Origin of the sequence: Sedimentitalea sp., from assembly GCF_039973035.1 — a bacterium.
Lineage (GTDB): Bacteria > Pseudomonadota > Alphaproteobacteria > Rhodobacterales > Rhodobacteraceae > Sedimentitalea.
In genome coordinates, this window is the sequence record NZ_JBDWLR010000088.1 from 29,837 (window position 1) to 43,317 (window position 13,481).

General features: G+C 57.4%; 12 protein-coding genes. 8 read left to right on the top strand and 4 right to left on the bottom strand.

The genetic code is table 11. From position 1 onward, the window contains the following. Nucleotides 1-27 precede the first annotated feature (27 nt). Nucleotides 28-2,313, top strand: coding sequence for an adenosylcobalamin-dependent ribonucleoside-diphosphate reductase (locus ABJO75_RS22310; protein ID WP_348126063.1), 2,286 nt, complete (start codon nt 28-30; stop codon nt 2,311-2,313). 142 nt (nt 2,314-2,455) lie between these two features. Here ABJO75_RS22310 and ABJO75_RS22315 read toward each other — a convergent pair whose 3' ends face one another. From ABJO75_RS22315 to ABJO75_RS22330, 4 genes are read right to left on the bottom strand one after another with little or no spacing between them, the layout of a single operon-like run. Beyond that, entirely contained in the window at nt 2,456-2,920 is a 465-nt protein-coding gene (locus tag ABJO75_RS22315) for an FAD-dependent oxidoreductase (protein WP_348126065.1), read from the bottom strand. Between the two features lie 3 nt (nt 2,921-2,923). Continuing rightward, complete coding sequence (locus ABJO75_RS22320) at nt 2,924-3,592, bottom strand: cupin domain-containing protein (protein WP_348126067.1); 669 nt, start codon at nt 3,590-3,592, stop codon at nt 2,924-2,926. 31 nt (nt 3,593-3,623) lie between these two features. Beyond that, on the bottom strand, nt 3,624-3,872 hold the full coding sequence (locus ABJO75_RS22325) for a glutathione binding-like protein (RefSeq protein WP_348126069.1): 249 nt from the start codon (nt 3,870-3,872) through the stop codon (nt 3,624-3,626). A gap of 3 nt (nt 3,873-3,875) precedes the next feature. Further along, nucleotides 3,876-4,175, bottom strand: a complete 300-nt coding sequence (locus ABJO75_RS22330) for a hypothetical protein (protein WP_348126071.1) — start codon at nt 4,173-4,175, stop codon at nt 3,876-3,878. 233 nt (nt 4,176-4,408) lie between these two features. Between ABJO75_RS22330 and ABJO75_RS22335 the strand changes: the two genes are divergently transcribed. The 7 genes from ABJO75_RS22335 to ABJO75_RS22365 all read left to right on the top strand — a co-directional run bounded on the left by ABJO75_RS22335 (nt 4,409) and on the right by ABJO75_RS22365 (nt 13,335). Next, complete coding sequence (locus ABJO75_RS22335) at nt 4,409-5,311, top strand: LysR family transcriptional regulator (RefSeq protein ID WP_348126072.1); 903 nt, start codon at nt 4,409-4,411, stop codon at nt 5,309-5,311. A 177-nt stretch (nt 5,312-5,488) separates the two neighbouring features. Further along, nucleotides 5,489-7,570 carry a hydantoinase/oxoprolinase family protein gene (locus ABJO75_RS22340; RefSeq protein WP_348126074.1) on the top strand — a complete coding sequence of 694 codons (2,082 nt, stop codon included), beginning with the start codon at nt 5,489-5,491 and terminating at the stop codon, nt 7,568-7,570. A 3-nt stretch (nt 7,571-7,573) separates the two neighbouring features. After that, a complete protein-coding gene (locus ABJO75_RS22345) occupies nt 7,574-9,283 on the top strand; it encodes a hydantoinase B/oxoprolinase family protein (protein WP_348126076.1) in 1,710 nt (569 codons plus the stop codon). Beyond that, nucleotides 9,283-10,500: an FAD-binding oxidoreductase gene (locus tag ABJO75_RS22350; RefSeq protein WP_348126077.1), complete on the top strand. Its 1,218-nt coding sequence runs from the start codon at nt 9,283-9,285 to the stop codon at nt 10,498-10,500. Before ABJO75_RS22345 ends, ABJO75_RS22350 begins: the two co-directional genes overlap by 1 nt. After that, nucleotides 10,500-11,273 (top strand): aldolase/citrate lyase family protein, encoded by a 774-nt coding sequence (locus tag ABJO75_RS22355; RefSeq protein WP_348126079.1) that lies wholly within the window; start codon nt 10,500-10,502, stop codon nt 11,271-11,273. The genes ABJO75_RS22350 and ABJO75_RS22355 overlap by 1 nt, the downstream gene beginning before the upstream one ends. After that, nucleotides 11,270-12,499, top strand: coding sequence for a pyridoxal phosphate-dependent aminotransferase (locus ABJO75_RS22360; RefSeq protein ID WP_348126081.1), 1,230 nt, complete (start codon nt 11,270-11,272; stop codon nt 12,497-12,499). The genes ABJO75_RS22355 and ABJO75_RS22360 overlap by 4 nt, the downstream gene beginning before the upstream one ends. Continuing rightward, entirely contained in the window at nt 12,496-13,335 is an 840-nt protein-coding gene (locus ABJO75_RS22365; protein WP_348126083.1) for an NAD(P)-dependent oxidoreductase, read from the top strand. The genes ABJO75_RS22360 and ABJO75_RS22365 overlap by 4 nt, the downstream gene beginning before the upstream one ends. Nucleotides 13,336-13,481: the final 146 nt, after the last annotated feature.

The window sequence follows — 13,481 nt, forward strand, 5'->3', positions numbered from 1 at the left end:
CTCAATGAAAACCAGCTAGGACAATCTATGAGCCGATTTGCCGCCCCCATTGCTGAACAAATCTGGGACATGAAGTACCGGTTCAAAGAGGCCGATGGGACACCCATTGACCTGAGTGTCGAAGACACCTGGCGGCGTATTGCCCGCGACCTTGCAAGCGGTGAAGAGAACCCTGCAGATTGGGAAGACCGCTTTTATGACGCGCTTTCCGATTTCCGCTATTTGCCCGCCGGACGCATCACGGCAGGGGCCGGAACCGCGCGGCAGGTGACCCTGTTCAACTGTTTTGTCATGGGCACCATCCCTGACAGTATGGGCGGTATTTTCGAGATGTTGCGAGAGGCCGCGCTGACGATGCAGCAGGGCGGCGGCATCGGCTATGATTTCAGCACCATCCGACCCAAGGGCGCGGATGTAAAAGGTGTGGCGGCGGACGCCAGCGGACCGTTGTCGTTCATGGATGTCTGGGACGCCATGTGCCGGACTATCATGTCGGCCGGGTCACGCCGCGGGGCGATGATGGCGACCATGCGTTGCGACCATCCGGATATCGAAGACTTCATCAGCGCCAAATCCGATTCTGCCCGACTGAGGATGTTCAACCTGTCGGTGCTGGTCACCGATGCGTTCATGGAGGCCGTCAAGGCCGACGGACCATGGGAGCTGAAATTCGACGACAAAATCTATCACACGGTTCAGGCCCGCGATCTGTGGAATAGGATGATGCGTGCGACTTACGATTATGCCGAACCGGGTGTGATCTTTATTGACCGGATCAATTCCGCCAACAATCTTGCCTATTGCGAGACCATCGCCGCCACCAACCCTTGCGGGGAACAGCCGCTGCCACCCTATGGCGCCTGTCTGCTGGGGTCGATCAACCTGGCGCGGCTGGTGACGGATCCGTTCGAAGATGCTGCGCATCTGGATGAGGAAGGCTTGACCGAACTTGTCACCATGGCCGTCCGGATGATGGACAATGTGGTCGACGTGTCAAAATTCCCGCTGCCCGAACAGGCTGCCGAGGCACAGGCCAAACGGCGGATCGGTTTGGGCGTGACCGGCCTTGCGGACGCCTTGCTGATGATGGGTTTGCGTTATGGGTCGGACGAGGCAGCGCGTCAGACGTCGCACTGGCTGCGCGCGATCGCCCGCGCCGCATATCTGGCGTCGGTGCAATTGGCGAAGGAGAAGGGCGCGTTTCCATTGTTTGACGCCGAGAAATACCTGGCCAGCGGCACGATGCAGCAGATGGATGACGATGTACGTGAGGCCATTCGAGAGCACGGCATCCGAAACGCGCTTTTGACCAGTATCGCGCCGACGGGCACCATCAGCCTCTATGCGGGCAATGTGTCGTCGGGGATCGAACCTGTCTTTGCCTATGCCTATACGCGCAAGGTCTTGCAAAAGGACGGAAGTCGGACCGAGGAAGAGGTCGAGGACTATGCCGTGCAGATGTGGCGTGACAAGTTTGGCGACAAGGAGTTGCCCGATTATTTTGTCAACGCACAGACCCTGACGCCGAGCGAGCATGTGCGCATGCAGGCGGCGGCGCAGGAATGGGTTGATTCCTCGATTTCCAAGACCATCAACTGTCCTGAAGACATTTCCTTTGATGCGTTCAAGGATGTGTATTTGCAGGCGTGGGAAACCGGTTGCAAGGGGTGCACCACCTACCGGCCGAACGATGTGACAGGCAGCGTTCTGAGCGTGAGTGAGGACAAGGGCGCAGAAGTTGTCGCCGAAACCGAAGCTGAACCGATGGTTCCGCACGGCGACGTGATTTATATGTCCGAACCGCTGGATCGGCCCAGCGAATTGGAGGGCAATACTTATAAGGTCAAATGGCCCGACAGCGAACATGCGCTCTATATAACTGTGAACGATATCATTATCAGCGGTCGGCGGCGTCCGTTCGAAGTGTTTATCAATTCCAAGAATATGGAACATTTTGCCTGGACAGTGGCTTTGACCCGGATGATCAGCGCGGTATTCCGGCGTGGCGGCGACGTGAGCTTTGTTGTCGAAGAACTCAAGGCCGTCTTCGACCCGCGCGGCGGTGCCTGGGTGCAGGGCAAATATATCCCCTCAATCCTCGCAGCAATTGGTGGGGTGATTGAGCGTCATATGGTTGCCATCGGTTTCCTCGAAGGCGAGGGCATGGGGCTCAAATCCGATCCGCAGGCTCAGGTGGTCAACCTAGACGCGCCGCGCGGCAAAGCCTGCCCCAGCTGCGGCCAATACGAATTGCGCATGATCGAGGGATGTATGACTTGCGGGAGCTGTGGCCATTCAAAGTGTTCTGGGTGAAGTATTCTGACTTGTGTTGATCCAACTACCAATTAATGGCCACCGGCGGGCTTGGAATGTCCATTTTTCAAGAAAATAAAGTCAATCGGGCGTTCGCGCCCGATTTTCCGTCTATCCCGGCGTTTGTTGCCTGAGCACGGGTTCAACTCAGTCCATTTGGGAGGTTTGCAGTGATCCCGTCGCCCGTTTGGCTCAGGGTGGTAATCGGGGTGGACAGGTGCACATGGCCTGCGTCGATTTTTGCAGCCAGACCGTCGATCAGTTGAGTTAAGCCACCCTCAAGACGATACGAACCTTCCATCGAGGCAAATCCCTGACCGCGTTGGGGCTTCCCGTGTTCATTCTCATACATCAGATCGCCGTGGGCATATTGATCAAAGCGGGTCAGCCTTTGATCCTTCACCAGTTTTGCGATCCGCGGCTGGCCGGGCCAAAACTGCGTGGGGCCAATGTCATAGGTGCCGCCTTCCTGTCGGACGGTCGCGATACGTCCCCCAAGGCGGGGGCGAGCCTCGGCCAGTAGGAAATCCTGTCCAAGGGCCGCCAGGCGGCTTGCAAGATAAGCTCCTGCAAGCCCGCCCCCGATAATCAATGGATCGGTCTGCATATCTTAGACTGTTGGCGCTTTAGCATAGGGGAGGTGGCCGGACTTGATCCAGACCTTTGCACCAGCCGTCCCGCCGATTGCCGAAAGGGCCTTCCCGTCTGGTAGGCGCAGCCAATCGTTCTTGGCGAGGCTCTCAGCACCAATACTAACGCTGCCGTCGATGACCAACATCTCGATGCCGCCCTGTGCCTGCGACGTCAGCGTCGCTCCCGCGTCAAGATGGCTGTAGCTGACGGTTTCCCGGTCGTCTTTGTGTAAGATCGCGGTTGCAACACCGTCAATCGGCGCGACCAATTCATCCGCCATATCTTTGCGCAACTGGTTGCGGTCATCCATGTCAAACTGCCAAAGTTTCACGAAGATCGTGCAGCCCTCGGCAGAGCCGGGCGTATGCGATGTGGTCGGTGGGTTGCGCACATAGGTGCCTGCGGGAAAATCGCCATGCTCGTCCTGAAATACGCCATCCAGCACGATGAATTCTTCGCCGCCCGTATGGGTGTGCGCCGAAAATGCACTGCCCGGTGCATAGCGGACGATGGTGGTCGCGCGAGCCACTTCGCCGCCGATCCGGTCGAGCATGCGCCGATCCACCCCTTTCATCGGCGAGGCTTGCCATTCCAACTGATCCGAGCGGACGATGACGGGGATGTCGAAATCTGCATTCAGGTTCATTGTTCAATTCCTTGCGAAAAATGTGCGGCGTTTAGCCTGAGATTGGCGGGCGATTGGCGAGCCTTGAATGCCAGGCCTGAAGATTTTCATGAGACTGTGGAATTTCCACTTTCGCGAGATCGGCAAAGGCCAGCCCCGCGAATGTCGTAATGTCAGCCGCCGAAAAGCGGCCTCCCGCAACATAGTCGTTATCTGCCAGTACACCAACAAGATAGGCCATAGTCGCTGCTGCAGCCTCTTTTTGCTTACTTTCCCATTCGGCGCATTGATAGGTTTCCAATGCTTAGCCAAGCTCGGGTATTGCGTGGTGGAAATAGGCTCCAACTGCATATAGCAAGCCCGCTTCGGCGCGTGCGTTCATCATCGATATATGCGGGCGCTCCTTCGGTGTTGTCCCGGTCAGCGTGGGGCCGTCAAATGTGGCGTTGATGTATTCGATAACCGCGTTGCACACTGCGATATGCGTTCCGTTATCCAGTTCAAGACAGGGTACAGTCGCATCGGGGTTCTTTTTTCCATAGGCTTCAGTGCGGTGCTCGCCGCCCATCACGTCAATGGCAACGAACTTGGCTTGATCCGTCACGCCCCTTTTCGGCCAAGGCGATGCGAACGCGGGTGGGGGTGGGAAAACCTTCGGCATCGTAAATCTTCAGTTTGCTATTTGCTCCTACTTGATCCGGTTTATCTACCCATCGATAGGTAGATAAACCATCAACTCACTAAAATGCGAGCGATCGCTCGAAGGTCTGAGCGCAGGACGGTGAAGAAAGCGTCATCAATTGACGAGCATTCAAAAAAGTTATCCTGTAGCGCATCATGATAAGTAGTCATCTGACTCTCAAACAACTTGAAGCTTTGGTTTGCGTTGTCGATATGGGCAGCTTTCGCAAGGCTGCGGCGGTTCTGGGTACAACCCAGCCGAACATCTCGAACAGAATAACGAAACTTGAGACCGACCTGAGCATTGTTCTGATGCACCGAGATGCGGGATCCGTTCGGCTCACGGCGCGTGGGGAAAAATTGGTTTCGGCAGCGCGGCAGGTCTTGCGCAGCGCAGAGGTATTCTGGGAGGCGGCAGCGCGACAGGACCTGATTGTAGACCGGCTCCGTTTGGGCGTGACAGAACTGATAGCCTGTACGTGGCTGCATCCGTTCTTGCGACGATTCCGGGCCGCTTACCCATCCGTTTCTGTTGAGCTGGAGGTTGGGCTGTCTGCGGAAATATCCAAAAAATTTTCTGCTGGGGACATCGATCTCGCGCTGCAGCCCGAACCTTTCCCATCCAAGGGCGGCGGTTCGCTGGCGTTGGGTGTGTACGATTACATATGGGTGGCGTCACCTGATCATCTAGATGAAATTGGTGTCCCTGGTGATTTGGATGATATTCTGAGGTCTCCCGTACTCACGCATGGAAAACACACTCTTGCGTCTGGTGGGCTTCTGAAACAGGCCGAGCGCCGAAACCTGCCCGTCAACCAAATCGTCTACTCAAACAGCCTTGCATCTTGCGTTCCGATGGCCGTTGACGGGATGGGAACGGCTTTGCTGCCGAGGGCTCTGGTAAAAGAACAGCTCAATTCGGCTGCTCTTGTGCTGATCAAGTGCGATTGGCACCCGGAACCTCTCAGGTTTTTCGCCAGATTTCATAAAGACAGGGCGGCTCGATTTGTCGAGGTTGCCGCAAGCTTTGCCGCTGAAGAAGCGGAGAAACACGAATAGATCATTAAAAGTTATTGCCCTTAGAATTTATTCGAATTTGCCGTGATGATGCTCCCCTGTCACTCTGGAATGAAGGAAACAGATTCTCTCCTTCTTTACGTTTCGCACCCTTCTTGGGATGGGTCGCAGGCATCTGCGCACAGAAGGAGGTGAGGATTACGATCGGAGTGAAATTGAATGAAAGCTGCAGCAATCCGTCTTGGGGTCGACATCGGGGGCACGTTTACGGACGTCGTTCTTGAAAAAGAGGGCGCGCAGTTTTCCATCAAGGTGTTGACGACCTACACCGCGCCCGAAAATGCGATCATCGACGGGATGCAACAAGTTTGCGCCAAGGCGGTGGTGACGCCTGACGAGATCGGTCAAATCATTCATGGCACGACCCTTGCCACCAACGCGTTGATCGAGCGGCGCGGCGCCAAGACGGCGCTGATCACCACCGAAGGGTTTCGCGATGTCATCGAGATGCGCACCGAAAGCCGTTTTGAGCAATATGACCTGAACCTGAACCTGCCAGAGCCACTGCTCGCGCGGCAAATGCGGTTCACGGTGTCCGAGCGCGTTAACGCACGCGGCGAGGTGATGATTGAGCTGGATCAAGCTGAGGTCGAGGCCGTGGTGGATCGTATCGCCAAAGCAGGTTTTGAAAGTGTCGCCGTCGGGTTGATCCATTCCTATCTGAACCCAACGCACGAACAGATGATCCGCGATGTGTTGACTGAAAAGCTGCCGGACGTTTCGGTCTCCATTTCCTCCGAAGTCAGCCCGCAGATGCGCGAATACGAGCGTTTCAATACGGTCGTGGCCAACGCGTATATCAAGCCGTTGATGGCCTCCTACCTGGGTCGTTTGGAAGAGCGCTTGCGCGGCGAGGGTGTCGACTGCCGGATCTTTCTGATGCACTCGGGCGGCGGGATTATCTCTATCGCCAATGCGGCGGATTTCCCGGTGCGCCTTGTCGAAAGCGGGCCGGCGGGTGGTGCGGTTTTTGCAGCGCATATCGCGGCGCGCTATGGTCTGGACAAGGTGTTGTCCTTTGATATGGGCGGCACCACCGCCAAGATTTGCCTGATCAAGAACCAGACCCCGAAAACATCGCGCGTGTTTGAAGTTGCGCGGACCTATCGGTTCAAAAAGGGATCGGGGATGCCCATTTCGATCCCGGTGATCGACATGGTCGAGATCGGCGCAGGCGGTGGGAGTCTTGCCCATGTAGATGCCATGCGCCAAATCCGCGTTGGCCCCGAAAGCGCGGGTTCCGAACCGGGGCCGGCCTGTTACGGGCGCGGAGGGGAGCGGCCCGCTGTGACCGACGCTGATCTAGTGCTGGGCAAGTTGGACCCCAACAATTTCGCGGGCGGTACGATCCCATTGCATTCAGACAGCTCAAGGGCGGCCTTGGAGACCCATGTTGGGCGCATACTGGAAATGGATGCGGTCGAGGCTGCCTTTGGCGTCGCAGAGGTGGTGGACGAAAACATGGCGAACGCGGCCCGCGTTCATGCGGTTGAAAATGGCGAAGACCTGTCTGAATACACCATGATCGCCTTTGGCGGGGCGGCGCCGCTGCACGCGGGGCGTCTGTGCGAGAAACTGGGGGTCGAACGGCTGATCGTGCCGCCGGGGGCGGGCGTAGGCTCGGCCATCGGATTCTTGCGCGCGCCCTTCAGCTTTGAGGCCAACCGCTCGGTATATATGCAGCTCAGCGATTTTGACGGGCCACGGATCAGCGCCTTGTTGTCGGAATTGAAAGAAGAGGCCACTGGATTTGTACGCACCTGCGATGCGGACAGCCCGATCCTGGCAGAGTTCAAGGTCTATATGCGCTATTCGGGGCAGGGCTGGGAGATACCGATTGCTCTGACCGAAGCGCAGGCCATGGCACCTGATGCGGCGACCTTCCTTGCGCGGTTTGAAGAGGATTATGCCAAACTGTTTGGCCGCACGGTCGAAGGCATGGATGTCGAAATCACGGTTTGGTCAGTGAACGCCACCACCCCGCCCGAGCAGGTCGCCCGCATCGCAACTGCGGATGAGACGACACTGGCGAAGGTCAGCGAGACCCGGCAACTGTTTGATCCTGCTTCGGGTGAGTTCCTGGACGCTGGTGTTGTTGAACGCGACAGCCTTGAAACTGGCCACCGCGTGTCAGGCCCCGCCGCCATGACCGAAAACGAAACCACCATCATCATTCCAGCGAGCCGCGATGCAATCCGTCAACCCGATGGCTGCATCGAAATTCTGACGAAAGGGGCCTGAGTCATGGTCACGCGACATTCAAAAGTCTCTTATCAGGTGATGTGGAACCGGTTGATTTCGGTTGTCGAAGAACAGGCGCAGGCTCTGGTTCGCACAGCGTTTTCGACTTCGGTGCGCGAGGCGGGCGATTTGTCGGCGGGTGTCTATGACACGCAAGGTCGGATGCTGGCGCAGGCGGTTACCGGAACGCCGGGGCATGTGAATGCCATGGCCGATGCCGTGGCGCATTTCATCCGCCGCATTGGTCGTCAGAACATGTTTGATGGTGACATCTACATCACCAATGACCCCTGGGAGGGCACAGGCCACCTGCATGACATCACCATGGTCACACCGTCCTTTCACAATGGCGTATTGGTGGGCTTTTTCGCCTGTACCGCGCATATCGTGGACATCGGCGGACGCGGCTTTGGCGCGGATGCGGCCAGCGTCTATGAGGAAGGCCTTTACCTGCCAATCATGAAATTCGCCGAGCGCGGCGCGGTTGACGAAACCCTCGTGCGGATCGTGCGCGGCAACGTGCGCGAACCCGATCAATTGGTCGGCGACATGTATGCGCTGGCGACCTGCAACGAGATCGGCCACCGCCGTCTGATCGAGATGATGACGGAGTTTGAGTTGGACGGTTTGGAGGGGATCGCTGAATTCATCCTCGACAATTCACGTCGCGCGACACTGGAACGTATCGCCGCCTTGCCGCAAAAATCGGCCAGCGGCGAGATGACGGTGGATGGCTTTGATGTGCCAATCACACTCAAGGTCAAGATCAGTGTTGAAGGCGATAGAATTGTGTCTGATTTCACCGGCTCTTCCGGGTTGGACAAAAAGGGCATCAACTGCCCGCTGGTCTATGCCAAGGCCTATGCGTGCTATGCGCTCAAGGTTGCGATTGCGCCTGAAATTCCCAACAACCACGCATCGTTGCTACCGTTTGAAATTGAGGCACCAAAGGATACAATCGTAAATGCGCTGCATCCCGCGCCTGTCGCGCTGCGTCATATCGTTGGGCATTTTGTGCCGGATGCGGTCTACAACGCCTTTGACAAGATCGTGCCGGGGCTTGTGCCTGCTGAAGGAGCGGGATGCCTGTGCAACTTTCAGGTATCATTGCGCCCGCGCAGCGATGCGCCCGCGCCTGCGGATGCCCGTCGTTCCGAGGTGTTGACGTTTAACTCGGGCGGGTCCGGTGCGCGGCCTGATTTCGACGGGCTGAACGCCACGGCGTTTCCGTCGGGCGTGATGACCATGCCAATCGAGGCAACGGAACATGCAGGTCCTGTCATCATCTGGCGCAAGGAACTGCGACCTGATTCAGGCGGTGCCGGCAAAACCCGTGGCGGGTTGGGGCAGTTCATGGAAGTGGGCGCAATGGAAGGTCACGAATTTGACATTCAGGCGATGTTTGATCGTGGCGATCATCCTGCGCGCGGCAGCCGCGGCGGCAAGGATGGTGCCGCGACAACCATCGCGCAGGACGACGGAACACCCATGCGGGTCAAAGGCAAGCAATTCGTGCCGCACGGGCGCAAAGTGGTCATGGCCTTCCCCGGTGGTGCTGGCTATGGCGACCCCGCCCAGCGGGACAAAGCCGCCGTGCGTCGCGATCTGGCGCGTGGATACATCTCTGCGGAAACTGCAGCACGCGACTATGGACTGAACCAAGACGACATCATCGCCGTCGAGGCGGCAGTCAAAAATGGGGAGGACCTGTAATGACCCTGAAGACAAACGCGCCAGAGCAGACATCCTATGATGTGATCATCGTCGGCGGTGCGATCATGGGCGCATCAGCTGCCTGGTTTCTAAGTGATAACAAGGATTTTGACGGGCGTGTTTTAGTGGTCGAACGTGATCCTTCTTATGAAAAATGTTCGACAGCGCACACCAACAGTTGCATGCGGCAGCAGTTCTCGACTGAACTGAACGTAAGGATCAGCCAGTTTGCGGCGGATTTCGTCAAGAACATTCGCCATTATATGGGGGGTGACGAACGTATACCCGAACTGTCGATCCGCACGTTCGGATACATGTATCTTGCTGACAATGAAGGTTTTGCCGATGTTCTTCGGGCAAACCAAAAGGTTCAGCTGGCAGCCGGTGCGGCGACACAGCTGATGACGGCGTCTGAAATCGCGGCGGCTTATCCTTTCTACAACGTCGACGATGTCGTGCTGGGTTCTATCAATCTTGTGGACGAAGGGTACTGGGACGGCGGTGCAGTGTTTGACTGGTGGCGACGCCAATCGCGCGAACGCGGCATCGAATATGTCCAAAACGAAGTTGTCGCTATCAACCGCAACACAGCGGGCGATCGCGTGGAAAGCGTCACGTTGAAATCGGGCGAAGTGATCGCCTGCGGGCAGCTCATCAACGCCTCGGGTCCGCGTGCCGCAGCTACGGCGCGTATGGCTGGCATCGATGTGCCGGTCGAGCCGCGCAAACGTTATTCATGGGTTTTCAAGGCCGACAAACCGCTGGACCGTGATCTGCCGCTGACCATTGATCCCTCTGGCGTGCACGTGCGCGAAAACGGTGGTGGCACTTATCAATGCGGAGGCCATTCCGATGTTGATCCTGCGGTCGATTACGATGACTACACCATGGATTTTTCGATCTGGGAAAACCATGTCTGGCCGGTACTGGCGACGCGCATCCCGCAGTTTGAGGCGATCAAGGTGCAATCCGAGTGGGCGGGGCACTACGCCTATAACACCTTTGATCACAATGCGATTTTGGGGCCGCACATGGAATTGCCCAATTTCATGTTCCTCAACGGGTTCTCGGGTCACGGGTTGCAACAATCCCCCGCCATGGGGCGCGGTATTTCCGAATTGGTGACCTATGGCGAATTCCGAACGCTGGACCTGTCGTCATTTGCGTATGATCGCATTCCGGCCAATCGCCCGATCATTGAAAAAGCGGTGATCTGATGTTGTTGGCGCAGAACGCATTTACCAAGGCCCTCAGGGCTGGTGAAAAGCAGATTGGCCTGTGGATCAGCCTTGCCAACAACTTTGCCGCCGAAGTCGTCGCCCCAGCGGGATATGACTGGGCTTTGATCGATATGGAGCACAGCCCGAACGACTATTTTAGCGTTCTCGGGCAATTGCAGGCGTTCTCCAGCTATTCCACCGTGCCGATTGTACGCGTCGAATGGAATGACGCGGTGGCGGTCAAGCGGTTGCTGGATCTGGGTGCGCCGGGCCTGCTATTTCCGATGATCCAGACGGTTGAAGAGGCACAACGCGCAGTGGCAGCGACACGGTATTCACCACATGGTTTGCGTGGTGTCTCAGGGTCAACGCGCGCGACAAAGTTTGGCCGCGTGCAAGATTATACCGCGCGTATCCAAGAGGAAACGGCCGTCTTGCTGCAGGTCGAAACCCGTGCGGCGGTTGAGCAGGCAGAAGCCATCGCTCAGGTTGACGGCGTGTCAGGTATCTTCTTTGGGCCGGGCGATATTGCGGCCGATATCGGCAAACTGGGCAAGCCGATAGACCCGGAGGTTTGGGACCTGATCAAACCTGTCGCGGAACGCCTGATCGAACAGGGGGTCCCTGTGGGCACCTTGGTTCTTGATCCAACATTCGCAGCCGAATTGCTGGCCGAGGGATTTGCATTCGTGGCCTGCGGCACTGATACGGGGCTCTTGGCCAAAGGCTCCGATCAGTTGCTGTCGCAGGTACAAGGCGCGTTGCAATGAGTTTTGCAGCAACACGGTTGGCGGCGGTCAAGCCCTCGGCCTCGGCTTGGGTCAGTCAGGCTGCCAAAGCCGCCCGCGCACGCGGGGAAGACGTGATTGAACTGGGCCTTGGAGAAGCGGATTTCGACACCCCCAGCGACATTATCGACGCGGCCCATGCCGCAGCCAAAGCAGGGGAAACACGCTATCCCCCAACCGATGGAACGGCGCGCCTGAAGGCGGCAGTGGTAGCGAAATTTGCCTCGGAAAACGGGCTAACCTACGGCCTCAGTCAGGTCATTGTGTCCAACGGTGCCAAGCAAGTCATCTTTAACGCGATGATGGCCACCTTGGAGGCGGGCGACGAGGTGATCCTGCCGGCACCCTATTTCGGGCCGTACAAAGATATTGTGCTGATCCTTGGCGGCGTACCCGTGGCCGTGCCTTGTCCTGCAGAGGATGGGTTTCGTCTGACGACTGAACGGTTGCGCGGTGCGATCAGCAAAAACACGCGTTGGGTATTCCTGAACCTGCCGTCCAACCCCGCGGGCGCGGTCTATGCCGATGACGATCTGGTCAATCTTGGCGCAGTGTTGGCGGATCATCCGCGGGTCTTGACCCTGTCAGACGAAATCTATGAGCACATCCTGTTTGATGGCCGCAAATTCAAATCCTTTGCGGCGGCCTGTCCTGATCTGAACGATCGCATCCTCACAGTGAATGGCGTCAGCAAAGCCTATGCGATGACCGGGTGGCGGATCGGCTATGGCGCGGGGCATCCTGATCTCATCTCTGCAATGACCAAGGTGCAAAGTCAGATCAGTTCGGGTGCTTGTGCGATTGCACAGGCGGCTGCGGCGGCAGCGATGGAGGGGCCTCAGGACGATGTTCGCAGGTTCTGCAATGCGTTTGAGGCGCGGCGCGATCTGGTTGTGGCCAAGGTTGCGCAGATCGACGGCCTGACCCTGAATGCCCCGGGTGGTGCGTTTTACGCCTTTATCGGGTGCGATGCATTGATCGGTGCAAAGACACCCGATGGTACAATTATCGAGAACGATGCGGATGTGACCGCATGGCTGCTCAAGGCAGGTGGCATCGCCGCCGTGCCGGGAAGCGCCTATGACTTATCCCCGTTTTTTCGCATTTCAACGGCCGCATCCGAGGCGGTTCTGGCAAAGGCCATGGACCGGATTGCGGCGGCGGTTGGAATGCTCGATCGGGGACCAGAGACAGGAGTAACGACATGAAAAAACTGGTACTGACGGGGGCCGCTGGCCGTCTTGGATCTTACTTGCGCGAACCGCTGAGCAAGATGTGCGAAGAACTGGTCTCGACCGATCTGGTCGCTGATATTGGCACGACATATCCGGGCGAGACATACGTCAAGGCAGACCTGCAAGATCTGGATGCGATGGTCGATATCTTGGCTGGTGCAGACATGGTTGTGCATTTCGGTGCGATCGGCGACGAGGCCCCGTTTGAAACGCTTTTGGGGCCAAACTTTATTGGGGCATACAACATCTGGGAGGCGGCGTATCGCAACGGCCTGCGGCGCGTGGTCTATGCCTCGTCGATCCATGCGGTTGGCATGCACAAGAAAACCGATTTCATCGGCATCGATGCCCCACACAAACCCGACACGTTCTATGGTCTGGCCAAGTGCTTTGCCGAGGATTTGGCAAGCATGTACTGGGACCGTCGTGGACTTGAATCTGTGTGCATGCGGATATTGTCCTGTGCGCAGGTATCCAACCCGCGCGCGGTTGGCACATGGCTCAGCTATGATGACCTGGTCCAGCTTGTACAGCGCTCGATCGACACGCCCGTCACGGGATTTTCCATAGTCTACGGCGTCAGCAACAACGACCGCACACCTGTCGACAACGCCAAGGCCCGCCATCTGGGCTATCGCCCCAAAGACAACGCCGAGCAATTTGCCGATGAAATTTTCGCCGAAGCAGGGCCGCTCGATTTGGCAGATCCGGGTAATTTGCACCACGGCGGACCGTTTGCTGCGGTCGAGTTGGGCAATAGCGGATTGGCGCAACTCAAGCTGAAGCCTGAAGACACAGGAAAGGCTTAGGTCAGTAGCAGGTATCAAAGCAGGTGGCACCTGTTCAGGCTGGCGTCACGGAGGTCTCCCCGAGTGCGGACGTCTTGCCGGAAAACTTGCTGTGCTTTTGTGCGCATTTTGCACACCCCATGAAACCCCAGGTCGCCTATGTTGCA